The following is a 16,348-nucleotide window of genomic DNA, read 5'->3' as shown; positions in this document are numbered from 1 at the left end:
GGGGGCTCTCCTCTCTCACCGGCGGCCCCTATTCCATTTGCGATTTCGCTGCGGCGGCAAGCTGGGCCACGTAGTCCTTAAACACGCGGCCGCGCTCCTCGTAGCCCGAGAACTCATCGAACGAAGAACAGGCGGGAGAAAGCAGGATCACGTCGCCTCGGCTCGACAGCGAACGGGCAACGTCGACGGCGTCGCGCAGGTCGTCTGCCTGAGCGATATCAACATCACCATCGACATCGGCCTCGTCCATAGCGGCGGTAAAGCGCTCGCGCGCATCGCCAAAGCAGACGACCGATCGCACGTTGTCCATGACAACGCGGGCGAAGGACTCGAGTGGCGTGCCCTTATCGTGACCACCGAGCAGCAAGATCACGTCGTCGTCGGGAAACGCCGTCAGGGCTTTTTCGACCGCATCGGTGTTCGTTGCCTTGGAATCGTTGACGTAGCGCACGCCATCGATCTCGCCACAGGGCTCAACGCGGTGCTCCAGCGGCTGGAATGAGGCCAGGCCGCGACACACACCGTCGACATCGGCACCGACGGCCAGGGCAGCCGTGGCAGCGCACAGGGCATTGATGACATTGTGATGTCCGGAGATTTTGAGCTCGGACGTGGCGATGAGCGGGGCCTCGACGCCCTTCAGGCGAATGACCATCTTGCCATCGCGCACAAATGCGGCGTCCTCGCCCGCAGGCTCGTCAAAGGCGACCTTGCAGATGCGACGACCCGGCGTGTAGACATACTCATCGAATTCATGGATACCGGCATCCTCGACGTCGATAACCACAAGGTCATCATCGACCATATTCTCGAAGAGCTTAATCTTGGCGAGCGCATAGTTCTTATGGCTCTTGTGCCAGCCCAGATGGTCGGGGGTGATGTTGAGCAGCACCGCCACACGGGGGTGAAGCTCCTGGGTCGTTGCGATCTGATAGCTCGAAAGCTCAGCTACAAACCACTCGTTATGCGCGCGGTCGTCGATTTCGTTCACCGGAGGCTCACCGATATTACCGACAGCAACGCTCGCCTCGCCCGCTGCCTTAAGCAGGTAGTCGGTCAGCGACGTGGTGGTCGTCTTGCCATTGGTGCCCGTAATGGCGATCCAATTTTGGGGAGACAGGCGGTAGGCAAACTCGGGCTCACCCATGATCTGGACAGCGTGATCGCGGCCAGCCTTAAAGAATGACGAGAACTCCGAGATGCCCGGACACGTCACGCATACATCAAACGCGCCCTCGACCTGCTCGGTTCCGTAGACAAACGATACCCCGCGCGCCTCGAGCGAGCGCGTGGCATCATTGGGCTCGGACGTGCCGCCACCGTACACGGTAACGGTACTCACGCGCTCGGGGTGCGCAAGCGCCCAGCGAGCGACATCAAGACCGGACTTACCCTGGCCCAAGACGAGCAGGCTAAAGGAATCTGCAAGAGGCATGAAAAACCACTATCCCAACTGGAAAAACAGGGCAAGGCCCAGAGCGCCAAAAGCGGCAGCGACAATCCAAAAACGGATGACGACCTTAGTCTCGGCCCATCCCTTCTTCTCGAAATGATGATGAATGGGCGCCATAAGGAAGACGCGCTTATGCGTAAAGTGGAAGTAGACGACCTGAATCATGACCGACAGGGTCTCGACGATAAACAGGCCGCCGATGATGAGCGAGACGACCTCGGTGTTGGTCATAATGGACGTGCAGGCAAAGGCCGCACCCAAGGCAAGAGAGCCGGTATCACCCATAAAGATGCTCGCCGGATAGCAGTTGAACCAAAGGAAGCCCAGGCAAGCACCAGCACATGCGGTACAGAAGATAGACAGGTTTACGTCACCGTGCAAAAACGCCATGGCAGCCATGGCAAGCATGGCAATCATGGAGGTGCCACCGGCAAGGCCGTCCAGGCCATCGGTCAGGTTCACGGCATTAGAAAGACCGGCGATCATCAACCAGCAAAAGACGATGTAGAGCCACGGAAAGGTAAGGCCACCAATGGTGGTCGAGAAGATACCGAGGTCAATCGTCAGACCGCCGGGAAAACGAATCTCGGGGGCAACGCCGCACCAGCTGACGGCAAGCACGGTAAACGTGACGCAGATGATGGTGAGACCGATCATCTTGGCGTGGGGCGTCAGGCCGAGCGAACGACCGTGCGTGACAGAGGTCAAATCGTCGATAAGGCCCAGAACGCCGGTTGCAAGCGTGGCAAGCAGCACGAGCACAAGCTCGGTGGTGAGCTTGCCCATCAAAAGGCACGTCAGCGAAACGGCTACGAGAATGACAACGCCGCCCATGGTGGGCGTGCCTTGCTTAATCAGGTGGCGTTTGGGTCCATCGGCGCGGACCTGCTGGCCGATACCCTCGACCTTAAGAAGCTTGATCCACCACGGCATGAGCAGCAGCGCAATGGCGGCGGCGATGCCAAGTCCCAAAAAGGCCTGGTATGTAGGATACGCGGGGTTCCCGAACATGGGCTAGCACACACCTTCCACAAAGCGGTCGAGCTCGACAAAGCGAGAGCCCTTGACCAGCACAACATCATGTTTCTCAAGTGCGCCGGCCATACGGTCGAGCACCTGCTGATAATCGGAGAACACCTGGATGCGGTCCTCGTCCATGCCCATCATGCGCGCGGCTTCGGCCATACGAGCGGCCAGCTCACCGCCCACGCACGCCAGCATATCGAGCTTCTTAGCCGCGGCATAGGCGCCCACCAGCTCATGCATGCGGGGGGCCTCGTCGCCCATTTCGCCCATCTCGCCCAGAATCGCCATTCGAGAGCCAGAACACGAAAGCGAGCACAGCAGGTCAAGGCCAGCAGCCATGGATTCGGCGCTGGCGTTATACGAGTCGTCGATAATGCGGGCACCGCTCTTGGCGTGTTTGATCTCCTGACGATGACCGGTAATCGCGATACCCCTAAAGGCAGCATCGATCTGCTCGGGGGTCACACCCAAACGATAGGCAACTGCGGCGGCCTTAACGGCATTGGGAACGGACTGGACGCCGGGAATGGCGAGCATGGTGTCAACGGACTCACCCATACCAAAGTCAAGCGTAAAGACCGGACGACCCTCATCATCAATGTGAATGCCGCGGGCGCAAACCTCATCAACATCCGAAACACCCGCCAGCATCACGTCGATACCCGCGGGCTCGGCAAACGTCTCACGAATGAACGGGGTGAAGTCGTCTTCGCCGCCCAAAACCAGCAACGGGAGAAGGTCGTCGGCGGCACACATGCCCCCAACAATCTCGGACTTAGCGCGGGCGATATTCTCGCGACTTCCCAGGATTCCAATATGAGAGGTGCCGATCTTGGTCACGATGGCAAGGTTGGGATTGGCGGACCGAGAAAGGCGCTCGATCTCGTGAAAATGGTTCATACCCATCTCGAGAACCAGCACCTCGGTGTCGGCAGGAGCGGCCAAAACCGTGAGCGGCATACCGATCAGATTGTTGAAATTACCCTTGGTGGCCCAAACGCGATAGCGCTTGGCAAGCACTGCCGCAAGGACATCCTTGGTCGTCGTCTTACCGATAGAGCCGGTAATGCCAACTACTAGGCAGCCAAGCTGCGTGCGATAGGCATGTGCCAGGCGCAGCAAAAATTCCTCGGGATCATCGGTGTGTAGGATGGCGCAGCCCTTACGCTGAGCCAGCGATACAAGCTCGGCATTGGGCTCGCGCGTCATCACAACAGCGCCGGCGCCCGATTCGATGGCGCGGGAAGCAAAATCGTTGCCGTCGACTTTTTCACCCGGAAAGGCAACAAAAATCGTGCCTTCCTCAACCTGGCGCGAGTCGATAACGCACCCACGGCATACCCGATCGGCTTCTCCCGTCACGGTCCGGGCCCCTGTTGCGGCCGCGAGGTTGTTGACGGCGATCTCTATCATTGCAGCTCCCCTGTAAACCTAATAATGCTATCGGCGTATTGTATCCCAGCGCCGCGCATGCGTGGTGCAGGGCATGTGAACACCCTCCAGATTAATCGACAGCCCTTTTCAGGATTGTAACCCCCTACTTGGTGCGTGGGATACCCAACACATCGAGCGCGTTAGCCATAATGACCTGGAACGGCACGGCGGCGGCATCCGAACCGCTCGGCGTTCCGTCGAGCGTGATATAGCACAAAACCTTGGGTGCTTGCGCCGGGGCAAACCCCATAAAGGACGACATATAGCTCGCTTTGAGGTAGCCGCCTTTTTCATCGGCGCGCTCGGCCGTACCGGTCTTACCCGCCACGTCGTAACCGTCGACGGCGCCCCCGACACCCGTGCCCTCGGAAACGACCGTCTGCATGCACGATGTCACCTGGGCGGCGGCATCCTCAGAAATCGCCTGCTCGCCCTCGCCCCAGTCCTTCTCCTCGCCTTTGCTGGATTTATAAAAGTGCGGCGTCATCATCACGCCGTCGTTGGCAATGCCACCCACGGCGCGCGCAATCTCGATCGGCGAGACAGACAGCGCTTGGCCAAAACTCATCGAGCCCAACGTGGCACCGTCATACTGGTCACGCTCCTTGACAATGCCAAGGCTCTCGCCGGGAAAATCGATGCCCGAACTGTGTCCAACGCCCCATTTGTCCACGTACGCGGCAAAATCGTCCGCGCCGATCTTATGCCCGACCAATACAAAGCCAACATTGGATGAGCGGCGCATCATCTCGCGCACATCCATGGTCATGGCGTAGTCACGCTTATCGGCATCGGTGACGGTATCGTCGCCGACCTTAATGCTCGCCGGCACCTCAAACGACGTACTCGAGCGCACGACGCCCAAGTCGAAACCCGCACCTGCAACGAGCGTCTTAAAGACCGAACCGGGTTCATACGCATCGGTGACCAAGCGCAAGTTCATATCCTCGGTCTTGGCGTTCTCCAAATTGGTCGGGTCGTAGGTCGGATACGAACAGGCGGCCAGAATCTCGCCGGTAGTAGGGTCTGTCACCAAAGCCGAACCGTTCTTGGCTTTGGTCTTCTCGACCGCCTCCGCCAGAGCGTCCTCTGCTGCACGCTGGATATTGACATCCAGCGTCGTCACGATGTCAACGCCATCGATGGCGGCAACCTTTTTATAGGCGCCACCCGCAATATAGCTATCGTCCCTCGCACGCTCTCGTACCAGCGTGCCGTTTGTTCCGGTCAGCAATTTGTCATATTGCTTTTCAAGGCCCGTTAGGCCCACGTTGTCAACGTTCACCACGCCTAGAACCTGCGAAGCCAGATTGCCGTATGGATACACCCGCTTCATCGCCTGCTCAAAGAGCACGCCGGGCAGATTTTTCTTCTTCAATGCCGCGGCATCGTCCTCGTCCACCTGGCGCTTGATATACACCCAGGTGCCGTCGGACTGAACCAGCTTGCGGCAAGTCTTCTTATCGATTCCAGTCGCCTTAACCAAGGCCGATACCGTTTTGTCGACATCCTCAATCAGCTGTGGATTCACGGCGACATTGCTGCACTCGACCGACGACGTCAGCACGTTGCCGTTTCGGTCGTAGATCGTGCCGCGTTTGGCGTAAAGCGTCTCCGCAAGCAGGCGTCGAGCATCGGCGCGCCCGCGCAACTCATCGGCATTTACGATCTGGTAGTCGGCAAGGCGGATGGCGCCCGCAGCCAGGCCCAAACCGATACAACCCATGACGACATTACGGCGAGGCAATGGCGTCCCCGTAAGCCATTCGGTCGAAGATCGTCTATTCGATCTGCTATTGCGTACTTGAGGGTCATCCGAGCCGCGAAGGCGCGACGTTGGGTCGTTGCCACGATTCGGCCCCAAGTTGTAAGATGACCGACCCGATCCTTGATAACCAGAACGTCCCCGCGAAGAGGGACGTCCCTGCCCGCGACTCCCGTCTGGACCGCGGCGATAATCATTTGTCATACTCAGCTACCGTCTTATTACTGGACAGCCGCAGCCGAGCTAGCGCCCGCGGCTGCATCCTGCGAAAAATCAAGTGTAACGCTCTCGCTGGGCTCCACCATGCCATAAGCGCCCGCAAGATCGCGAATGCGCGTATCGGCACCATAAACAGAGTGCATGACCTCAAGGTCAGAGCTCTCATCGGTCGCCTTCTCGAGCGTGCTGGTAAGCTCGGCGTTGCTGTTGAGCACCTGGGCCGTAACGCTTGCAAGCGCCACGCGGGCGACGCCAATCGTCATGAAGATAGCCGCAATGATGCAAAACGTTTTAAGAACGCTCATGAAAACCGGGCTTACCGCCTGGTTTGCCTGACGGCCCGCGCCCGTGTAGACATCAAAGCGCGGTGTGCGCTGCTCACGAGGAGCAGCGGGCGCCTGCGGTGCCTCGCGGTAGGCGGGCATGGCGTTCATATCATAGGCGAGTGCTGCGTTTGAGGTGTTGTAGCCCATGATATGCCGCCTCCCATCCCGAGTACGTTGGTAGTGTGTTTAAGCTTCGTTTATGGTGCGAGCGGGAGGTCCAATATCGCGCGCGTAACGCTACAAGCGCTCCGCCACGCGGATTTTGGCTGATCTCGCCCGAGGGTTGCGCGCAACCTCATCGGGTTGGGCAACCAAGGGTTTGCGGGTGATGACCTTGAGTATCGGCACGTTGCCGCACACGCACACCGGAATCTCCGGCGGACACGTGCACCCCTGGCTCATCTCCTTAAAGTGATTCTTTACGATACGGTCCTCGAGCGAGTGATACGAGATGACGCAGATGCGTCCGCCCGGGTTGAGCCACCTGGTGGCGGCGTCAAGTCCTCTCTCGAGCACATCGAGTTCATGATTGACCTCGATGCGAATGGCCTGGAAACTTTTCTTGGCCGGGTGTCCGCCATGCCGACGAGCGGCAGCCGGAATGCCAGCCTTGATGATCTCGACAAACTGACCGGTGGTTTCAATCGGTTCGGACTCGCGGCGACGCACGATCTCGCGTGCGATCTGCGAGGCGAACTTCTCTTCGCCATAGACGCGTAGAATCCGGGCGAGGTCGTGTTCGTTATAGGTGTTGATGACCTCAGCTGCGTTTAGGGTGTTGTTACCCGGATCCATCCGCATGTCCAATGGGGCATCTTCGTTATACGAAAAGCCCCTGCCAGGGATATCGAGTTGCGGTGACGAAACGCCCAAGTCGAACAGGAAGCCATCGACCCCGGGCACCTCGGCCGAGCAAAGCAGCTCGTCCAAGTCGCCAAAGTTGCCCTTCAGCAGCTGATGCGGGACACCGGGGACCTCGCGGTCCAGACGGGCACCAGCGGCCTCGAGGGCCATGTCGTCCTGATCGACGCCAAGCAAAAGACCCGTCTCCCCCACCTGCGCGGCCATCTTTACCGAATGACCGGCACCGCCAAGGGTGCAATCGCAGACGACAGATCCGCTCTTTAGCTGCAGCGACTCAAGCACTTCGCCGAGCATGACAGGTTCATGCCGATATTCTTGTGTCAAGATCCCACGCTCCATCCGTTACTCATGCCTTGCCCTTACGAGAAGAAGAGGTCCAGCAGAGCCTCATCGTCATCGTCCTCATCGGCCGTAGCACGGTCCCAAACCTCGAGGTGGTCGTAGTTGCCCACAACCGTGACCTCGCGGTCGAGCTTCGCCTGCTTGCGGAGAGACTCAGAAAGACCGATACGACCGGCGCTGTCCACATCCATCGAGGTGGTGCGCTTGTTGATCGCCCTCATGAGTTTCTGGTCGTTGATGTCACGCGGGTTAAAACCCTCGTGGCCCTCACGACCCGCGAAGAGTCCTTCGACCCACTTATCGAAGGCCTCGGCAGAGAACACGTACAGAGCATCGACATCCAGGGCTTTGAACACGCGAACATGCTCTCCAAGCTCCTCGCGAAGGGGTGCAGGCAGGGACAGACGACCTTTTGCATCGAGATTGCGCTCGTATGCACCCGTCATTCCCATGTGCGCCCTCCCCTCGGTTACTCAGATGGCACGTACGCGGGGAACCACCCCGCCTGTCGACGTCATTAATAATATGGGGAACTGCCCCATTTTTCAACATCTTTCCCCACACCTTCCCCCACAACACCCCACCACTCCACCCTCTATATGCTGTAAAACACCCTCGTTCATATGTTCGAAAACACAATATGTTGTGTTTACAGCAAAGCCGAGATGCCATCTGTAGCAGCCCGGCTTTCAACCTCAACCTTCAAGTTGACCTTGAGGCGAATTTTGTGTCCCTTTACGCGCCGTTCACATCGCCCCCCCAAACTTCCCCACCAACGTCACACGCGACCCACCGGCGCATCGGCGCAAGACAAAAGATGGGGCGGACCCCAGATTGCCGATACGCGCACAAAACCGCGTCACGACAACCTGGGGTCCGTCCCCCATTAGTTGTAAATATGCAGGTCAAAGAGTCGCTAGCGATGCGCCAACGGATGAGCCGCCAGGTAGACCTCGGTCAGCTGCGTGCGGTCGACATGCGTGTAGACCTGTGTGGTCGAAATGTCGGCATGTCCCAAAATCTCCTGTAGCACGCGCAGGTCGGCACCGCCCGCAAGCATATGGGTCGCAAAGGAGTGACGCAAGGTATGAGGATGAAGTCCCACCAGTCCCACCTGACGCCCGTATCGCTCGCATATGACATGAACACTCTGACGCGACAGGCGACCACCGTTCTTATTTAAAAAGACTGCCGGCGTCTTTGACCCGCGGGCATGAGCGGCCAGGCGCCGACGCCCATCAGCAATATATTGAGCCATAGCCCGTGCGGCACTTCCCACGAGTGGGGCAAGCCGCTCCTTCGAGCCCTTGCCGCGCACCAGCACAAAGCCGTCGTCAAAATGGACGTCGCCCACATCGAGCCCCACCAACTCGCTCACGCGCAGGCCACATCCATAGAGCACTTCCAAAATGGCATGGTCCCGCAAACCCATCTCCCCTTCCGGGAAATCTTGGTCGAGGAGCGCCGAGACATCCCCTACCGAGAGATACTCCGGAAGGCGCTCCGCCTTTTTGGGCAGGCGCAGTGCAGCCGTCGGGTTTTGGGCGACGATCCCATCGCGAACCAAAAAGGCATGCAAACCTTTCACGGCCGCAACTGCACGCTCCACCGAGGCATCGGAGTAGCCCCCGTCGCGCCGATCACCGACAAAACCCTCTATTATCTGACGGTTCACGCCTTCAAAGGACTCAACACCGGCCCGCTGCAGGTAGGAACAGTAAGTCGTCAAGTCACGACGATATGCCGCGATCGTATTGCGCGCCAAGCCTCGCTCGACCGCAAGGTAATCAAGATACTCCCCCGCCACCGTATCGAGCAACGAGGGAGTATCTTCGGTATGTCTTTCGTTCGCTGGCACCCTTAGTCCGTCGCGAGGTTCATGGGCGTCACCTGCAGGCGATCGATACCCTCGTGCTGGCCAATCGAAGCGCGCACGAACTCGCGGAACAGAGGCTGCGGCTTGGTCGGACGGCTCTTAAACTCGGGGTGGGCCTGGGTGGCCACATACCACGGATGCACGTCACGCGGCAGCTCGACCATCTCGACCAGACGCTCGTCAGGCGAAAGACCCGAGATAACCAAACCCGCGTCCTCGAGCTGGTCGCGGAAGGCATTGTTGAACTCAAAGCGATGACGGTGGCGTTCATAGACAAGCTCCTCGCCATAGGCCTCGCGCGCAAGGGTATCGGCGGCGAGCTTGCACGGATAGGCGCCCAGGCGCATGGTGCCGCCCTTCTCGGTCACGTCCTCCTGCGAGCTCATCAGGTCAATTACGCTAAACGGACCGTCCGGATCGAACTCGGAGGAGCTAGCGCCGGCAAGGCCGACCACGTTGCGGGCAAACTCGCACACGGCGACCTGCATGCCCAGACAAATGCCCAGATACGGAATCTTATGCTCGCGAGCAAACTCGGCAGCAAGAATCTTGCCCTCCAGGGCACGCTTGCCAAAGCCGCCGGGCACCAAAATGCCCGATGCGTCGCCTAACACCTCGGAGACGTTCTGCTCGTCGAGGCTCTCGCCGTCGACCAGCTGCACGTCCACATGACGATCATAGAAAACGCCTGCATGATGCAGGGCCTCGATAACCGACAGGTAGGCATCGGGGAGCTGGGTATACTTGCCCACAACGGCGATCTTGACCTTGTCGGCATGGTGGTTGGCATGATTCTGTTTGCGCAGGAACTCGTTCCACTCGCTCATGTCGCGCTCGCGCGGGTCCAAGCCCAGGCGCTCGCAAATGCGCAGGTCAAAGTCCTGCTCGGCGAGCAGCTGCGGCACATCGTAAATACTCGCGCAATCTTCGTTGGTAAAGACGCAGTCGGTATCGACGTCGCAGAAGCTTGCGATCTTGCCACGGATGGCATCGTCGATATGGTGATCAGAACGCAGCACAATGATGTCGGGCTGAATGCCAAAGCTGCGAAGCTCCTTGACCGAATGCTGCGTGGGCTTGGTCTTGACCTCGTGCGCGGCGGCGATATAGGGGACGAGCGACACGTGGATGTAGCAGACGTTCTCGGGACCGGCCTCTTTACGGTACTGGCGGATGGCCTCCACGAACGGCTGCGACTCGATATCGCCAATCGTGCCGCCCAGCTCGGTGATGACCACGTCGGAACCGGTCTGCTCCTCGATGCGGCGGAACTTATCCTTAATGGCGTTGGTGACGTGCGGAATCACCTGAACGGTGCCGCCTAAAAAGTCACCGCGACGCTCGCGGGCAATCAGGCTCTTGTAGATAGCGCCGGTCGTAAAGTTGGAATCACGGGTCAGATTCTCGTCAATAAAGCGCTCATAATGGCCCAGGTCCAGGTCGGACTCGTAGCCATCCTCGGTCACGAAGACCTCACCATGCTGAAACGGGCTCATGGTGCCGGGGTCGACGTTCAGATACGGGTCGGCCTTCTGCATCGTCACCTTGTAGCCGCGCGATTTGAGCAGACGGCCCAACGAGGCCGCGGTGATGCCCTTACCCAAGGACGAAACTACGCCGCCGGTTACAAACACATGCTTGGTCATATTGAATTACCTGCGCTTCCCGTAGAAGTTTTCCATTCACATCTTACGGGTCTTCATTGTAATACTCGAAAAGCAAGCCGCTCGCTATTTTTCACCCGCATGCCCGCATTTCTCCATCTCGAAACAAAACACCGCCCAAGTAGCTTTGGGCGGTGCAGGCTCGTCGAAACTGCCGTGTTGTTACCGATCGGCAGTCTCATCCTTCAACATATCTTGAACAAGCATGCCGGCACGAACACCCTTAAGGTACCACTCGCCTCGCCCGGTCAGGCATATGCCGTTTGCAAGCTGGCCGCCATCATCGTTATAACGAGAAACGACCTCGATAAGGCCATCAGAATCCAAACGGTCGATTGCAGCGCGGGCACGATACGGCGAAACCCCTACGCACTCGGAGAGTGTCTTGCGCGAGAAACCGTACGGCACACCGTTTCCCTTAGATTGCCGATCGATCTCCATCAGCACCAGCACCTCGACACGCTTCATATCGTTGACACTCGCACGACCCTTGCCCGCCATGGCAGCCTCCTCAAACCGAGCACGAGCATCAAAAGCACCGCGCATGACCGGCGCATCCCTCGATGGCCGGCAACATCCATCATGGGTAGCCCCGCAAAGGATGTATCCACTGAGGTAATTGTATACCGCGCAAATCGCTTTTGGGCAGGTAAACGGCCTAAATTTCGGCAAATTAAGCCCTAAATACCCCTAAGCGCCGCATCGGGTGCGCACTCCGATGCGGCGTCTCATCTCAATCTTAGCGATGGAAGAAACCGCGTCGCTCAAACTTGGGCTCACAGCACACGTTAATGCCCAGCTTGCGCAGCACCGTCTCGTCCGTAGGCGAGATAATCACGCTAAAGAAGGCATCGCAGCCGCGCAGTTGCTCAAGACCCGAAAGAACACGAGTAGCCGTCTCGCTCGTGGCCGAGGTGATAGAGAGCGCCATGAGCGTCTCGTCGGTGTGGAGACGCGGGTTTTTGCTGCCAAGGAAATGCGTCTTGAGCTTGCTGATAGGCTCAATCGCCTCATCGCTGATGACCTCGAGCTCAAGATCGACGCCCGAAACATGCTTAAGCGCGTTCATGATGAGCGAGCTCGCGGCACCCAGACGCGTTGAGGTCTTTCCGGTCACTACCGAACCGTCCGGCATCACCATGGCACCCACGGGACCGCCCGTCAGTTGCTCCCTGGTGAGAGCAGCCGAGCGTGCCGGCGAATAGTTCTTGTCGATGCCGGCTTTTTTCATAATGAGTTTGAGACGGTCGACCTGCTCATCGCCCACGCCAGTACGGCGCACGCTTTCAACCGCGGCAAAATAGCGGCGCACGATCTCCATCTTGGAGGCATCTCGGCATGCATCGTCATCGGTAATGGCAAAACCGACCATATTGACGCCCATGTCCGTAGGGCTCTGATAGGGGCTCTCGCCCAAGATCTTTTCCATCAGGGCGCGAACAACCGGGAACGCCTCAACGTCTCGGTTGTAGTTGACCGTGGTCTTGTTATATGCCTCAAGGTGGAACGAGTCGATGATGTTGGCGTCATCGAGGTCTGCCGTGGCAGCCTCATAGGCAATGTTCACCGGATGCGTAAGGGGGAGATTCCAGACCGGGAAGGTCTCGAACTTGGCATAGCCGGCAGCGGTGCCATGCTTGTGCTCGTGATACAGCTGCGACAGGCAGGTGGCGAGCTTACCCGAGCCAGGGCCGGGCGCCGTCACGACAACGAGCGGACGCGTGGTCTCGACAAACTCGTTCTTGCCGTAGCCTTCATCAGAAACGATCAGGTCAACATCGTGCGGATAGCCCTCGATGGGATAGTGCAGCTTGGCGGGAATGCCGAGCGCGTTTAGACGATTGCGGAAGACGTCGGCAGCGGGCTGACCGGCATACTGCGTGATGACCACGGCGGCAACGGCAAATCCGTTCCCGCGGAACAGATCGACCAGACGCAGGACGTCCTCGTCATAGGTAATGCCCAAGTCGCCACGGGCCTTGTTCTTCTCGATATGGTTCGCATTGATTGCGATGATGACCTCGACGTCGTCGGCAATGCTCTTGAGCATGCGGAACTTGCTGTCCGGTTCAAAACCCGGCAGCACGCGGCTCGCATGATAGTCATCGAACAGCTTGCCGCCAAACTCCAAATACAGCTTGCCGCCAAACTGCGAGATGCGCTCCTTAATGTGAGCAGCCTGCAGCTCGATATACTTCGCGTTGTCGAAACCCTGGCGCATGTATGGCTCCCGTCCCGTTTCCATTTAATGTCCTAGGCGATTATAGCGGAGCAGACCCTCCCCCACCGACGAGGCCGGGGCAGCTAATTTGGGACGGGGCTTTTTTGACTACCCTTTATGTGGGGGTAGTCAAAAAAGCCCCGTCCCAAATTAGCTGCCCCAAACGCACTTCCCCTGCACCAACAATGGCAACATCGCAGGTTGAGCATAAGTCAGCGAGCGCCGTCCAGAACGTACAAGTTGGCATGAAAAAGGCAAGGCATAGACCTTTTGGTCATGCCTTGCCTTTTGAATGACAAATTGTCGTTCTGGGCGGCGCGCAGCGTCAACTGGTTGCGCGGTTCGTAGAACCGCGCAACATAAGAGCGCCCCCTCCCGCGCACGGAACGGGAGGGGGCTAAAGGTAGGAGTCTACCGGTGGGTTGACCCCACCGGACAGACGATGACCAAGTGATCCTCTACAGGATCGTCAAGGTTTCCGTGGGGCACCCGTTGGGTACTTAGATCAACACGCAGGCGACGGTCAGGATGATGGCGCAGACGACGGAGAGAACGACGATGAGCTTAAGGGCAAACTTGAGCCAGGTCGTCCACTCGATCTTGGCCAGGGCGAGACCGCCCATGATGGCACCGGAGGTCGGGGTGAACAGGTTCACGACACCGATGGCGGCGGAGAAGATCATGACCATGACCTCGGGCGAGAAGCCGAGCTTAACAGCCAGCGGTCCCATGATGGGCATGGAGACGGTAGCCATACCAGAGGTCGACGGGATCAGGAAGGACAGGCCGAAGTAGACCAGGAAGCTCATGGGAGCGAAGATCACGCCGGACAGACCAGCCAGGGCACTGGCGGCAGCGTCGAGGACGTAGACGTCGAGACCGGTGTTGGCCATGAGGACGGAGATGCCACGGGCGAGGGCGATGACGAGAACAACGGACATCATGTCGGCAGCGCCGGTGATGAAGGTGTTAACGATCTGCTTCTCGGACAGGCCACCGATGATACCGATCAGGATAGCCATGAGGAAGAACCAGGTGGAAGCCTCGTCGAAGTACCACTGGCCAATGGGCAGGCCGGTGATCAGGGCAGACCAGCCCTGGACGACGGTGTTACCGTCGGCATCGTAGACAGCGCCAGCGTCAAAGAAGTTGGCAACGCCCTCGTTGAGGTCGGCCAGCGGAATGAAGCCGACGATCATGACGACGAAGGTGAAGGCAAAGGCGATCAGAACACCCTTCTGACGACCGGTGAGCTTGACCTCCTTGTTAACCTCGGAAGCAGCCTTGCCGTGAGCCTCTTCGGCGTCCTTGAGCTCCTGCATCGACAGGATGGTGGAACCCTTGTCAGCCTTGACCTTCTTGGCATAGCCCATGACGAAGAAGATGGAAATGGCCGTGGTAACAATCCACAGGACGGCACCGAGGCCGATGATGATGGACTGGTTGACCTCAATGCCAACGCCGGTCAGAGCGTCGACGGCAGCGCCGACGGCGAACGGGTTAACCGTGGAGCCCAGGCAGCCGCAGCCAGCGCCGAGCAGGACGGTAGCGGCGCCGACCATGGGGTCGAAGCCGGCAGCCATCATGGTAGCGGCGAGCAGGGCGTAGAAGGGAACGGTCTCCTCGCACATACCATAGGTGGTACCACCGAGGGAGAAGATGAGCATAAGGACAGGAACGAGCATGATCTCGTTGCCCTTAAGCTTCTGCACCAGAACGGCGATGCCGTTGTCCAGAGCGCCAGTCTCGGTCATCATACCGAGGAAGCCGCCCAGGATCATAACGAAGAGGCAGACGGGCAGAGCGTCAGCGAAGCCCAGGATCGGGGCGGTGCAGAAATCGCTCAGACGGGCTGCAGTAACAGCGCCGCCGGACGTGCCGGAGACGATAACGGTAATCACTGCAACAATTGCCAGCAGAGCTAGAAGAATGGTGAACGATGAAGGCATACCGCGCTTTTTCTTAGCGGTCTCAGTCATAGTTCTCATCCCCCCTTCATAAATCATTTAACTTTCTCGCGCGAAGCGGATCTTCCGTGCCGTGCCCACCGCCCGACGCAAGATATTTACCAGACAAACCGCTCGGGGTGTGCAGCAATACACCCCGAGCGAAATGCTTAAAGGCTCTTACTTGAGCGTTGCGTACATGACAGCCTTGATGGTGTGCATGCGGTTCTCGGCCTCGTCGAAAACCTTGGAAGCGGGGCTCTCGAAGACCTCGTCGGTGACCTCCTGCTCGGTAATGCCGAACTGCTCGCACTTCTCGGCGCCAATCGTGGTGTTGGTGTCGTGGAAGCTGGGCAGGCAGTGCAGGAAGATGGCACCCGGGTTGGCCATAGCCATGACCTCGGAGGTGACACGATACGGGGTGAGCTGAGCGATGCGCTCGGCCCAAACCTCGTCAGGCTCGCCCATGGAGACCCACACGTCGGTGTAGATAACGTCGGCACCGGTGACGCCGTCCTTGACGTCGGTGGTCAGCTTGATGGTGCAGTCGTTAGCCTCGGCGATAGGCTTGCAGGCCTCGATGACGTCGTCAGCGGGCATGCACTCCTCGGGGCCACAGGCCACGAAATTCATGCCGAGCTTGGAGCAGACAACCATGAGGGAGCGAGCAACGTTGTTCTTGCAGTCGCCCATGAAGACGAGGGTCTTGCCCTTGATGTCGTAGTTGAAGTTCTCCTGGACGGTCAGGATGTCGGCGAGCATCTGGGTGGGATGCCACTCAGTGGTCAGGCCGTTCCACACGGGCACGCCGGACTTAGCGGCGAGCTCCTCGACGTCGTCCTGGGCAAAACCACGGAACTCGATGCCGTCATACATGCGGCCGAGAACGCGGGCGGTGTCCTCGATGGACTCCTTCTTGCCCATCTGCGACGAACCCGGATCGAGGTAGGTGACGCCCATGCCCAGATCCATGCCGCCGACCTCGAAGGCGCAGCGGGTACGAGTGGAGGTCTTCTGGAAGAGCAGAACGATGTTCTTGCCCTCGAGATAGCGATGCGGAACGCCAGCGCGCTTCATGTCCTTGAAGTTCTTGGAGAGCTTGAGCAGGTACTCGATCTCCTCGGTGGTGAGGTCGAGGAGCTTGAGGAAGCTACGGCCGGAGAGGTTAACACCCATGGTTCGTTTCCTTTCGAAAAATGAATTACGCAAGTA

13 protein-coding genes are annotated in these 16,348 nt (G+C 58.7%); all 13 read right to left on the bottom strand.

Annotation, left to right across the window (positions count from 1 at the left end; genetic code table 11):
* Positions 1-28: 28 nt before the first annotated feature.
* Positions 29-1,435 (bottom strand): UDP-N-acetylmuramoyl-L-alanine--D-glutamate ligase, encoded by a 1,407-nt coding sequence (murD, locus tag ACTNB2_RS00545; protein ID WP_441044753.1) that lies wholly within the window; start codon positions 1,433-1,435, stop codon positions 29-31.
* Positions 1,436-1,444: 9 nt separating this feature from the next.
* On the bottom strand, positions 1,445-2,464 hold the full coding sequence (gene mraY / locus ACTNB2_RS00540) for a phospho-N-acetylmuramoyl-pentapeptide-transferase (protein ID WP_154515238.1): 1,020 nt from the start codon (positions 2,462-2,464) through the stop codon (positions 1,445-1,447).
* A 3-nt stretch (positions 2,465-2,467) separates the two neighbouring features.
* A complete protein-coding gene (locus tag ACTNB2_RS00535) occupies positions 2,468-3,892 on the bottom strand; it encodes a UDP-N-acetylmuramoyl-tripeptide--D-alanyl-D-alanine ligase (protein ID WP_427719184.1) in 1,425 nt (474 codons plus the stop codon).
* Positions 3,893-4,016: 124 nt separating this feature from the next.
* Positions 4,017-5,639, bottom strand: coding sequence for a peptidoglycan D,D-transpeptidase FtsI family protein (locus tag ACTNB2_RS00530; protein ID WP_427727628.1), 1,623 nt, complete (start codon positions 5,637-5,639; stop codon positions 4,017-4,019).
* 260 nt (positions 5,640-5,899) lie between these two features.
* Positions 5,900-6,370, bottom strand: a complete 471-nt coding sequence (locus tag ACTNB2_RS00525; RefSeq protein ID WP_441044754.1) for a hypothetical protein — start codon at positions 6,368-6,370, stop codon at positions 5,900-5,902.
* Between the two features lie 90 nt (positions 6,371-6,460).
* Positions 6,461-7,426: a 16S rRNA (cytosine(1402)-N(4))-methyltransferase RsmH gene (gene rsmH, locus ACTNB2_RS00520; protein WP_154515233.1), complete on the bottom strand. Its 966-nt coding sequence runs from the start codon at positions 7,424-7,426 to the stop codon at positions 6,461-6,463.
* A gap of 20 nt (positions 7,427-7,446) precedes the next feature.
* A complete protein-coding gene (locus ACTNB2_RS00515; protein WP_441044755.1) occupies positions 7,447-7,881 on the bottom strand; it encodes a division/cell wall cluster transcriptional repressor MraZ in 435 nt (144 codons plus the stop codon).
* Positions 7,882-8,345: 464 nt separating this feature from the next.
* The gene (gene xerD, locus ACTNB2_RS00510; RefSeq protein WP_441045689.1) at positions 8,346-9,287 is read right to left on the bottom strand and encodes a site-specific tyrosine recombinase XerD; all 942 of its coding nucleotides are present in this window, start codon (positions 9,285-9,287) and stop codon (positions 8,346-8,348) included.
* A 2-nt stretch (positions 9,288-9,289) separates the two neighbouring features.
* The gene (locus tag ACTNB2_RS00505; protein WP_441044757.1) at positions 9,290-10,951 is read right to left on the bottom strand and encodes a CTP synthase; all 1,662 of its coding nucleotides are present in this window, start codon (positions 10,949-10,951) and stop codon (positions 9,290-9,292) included.
* Between the two features lie 180 nt (positions 10,952-11,131).
* Positions 11,132-11,515, bottom strand: coding sequence for a hypothetical protein (locus ACTNB2_RS00500; protein ID WP_441044758.1), 384 nt, complete (start codon positions 11,513-11,515; stop codon positions 11,132-11,134).
* A 193-nt stretch (positions 11,516-11,708) separates the two neighbouring features.
* Positions 11,709-13,190, bottom strand: a complete 1,482-nt coding sequence (locus ACTNB2_RS00495; RefSeq protein ID WP_154515227.1) for a DUF1846 domain-containing protein — start codon at positions 13,188-13,190, stop codon at positions 11,709-11,711.
* A 500-nt stretch (positions 13,191-13,690) separates the two neighbouring features.
* Complete coding sequence (locus ACTNB2_RS00490) at positions 13,691-15,178, bottom strand: YfcC family protein (protein WP_370450555.1); 1,488 nt, start codon at positions 15,176-15,178, stop codon at positions 13,691-13,693.
* A 138-nt stretch (positions 15,179-15,316) separates the two neighbouring features.
* Positions 15,317-16,312 (bottom strand): ornithine carbamoyltransferase, encoded by a 996-nt coding sequence (gene argF / locus ACTNB2_RS00485; protein ID WP_154515223.1) that lies wholly within the window; start codon positions 16,310-16,312, stop codon positions 15,317-15,319.
* Positions 16,313-16,348: the final 36 nt, after the last annotated feature.

The sequence above is a fragment of the Collinsella sp. HCP28S3_G2 genome (assembly GCF_052065125.1).
Taxonomy (GTDB): Bacteria; Actinomycetota; Coriobacteriia; order Coriobacteriales; family Coriobacteriaceae; genus Collinsella.
This window is presented reverse-complemented; position numbering and strand designations above follow the sequence as displayed.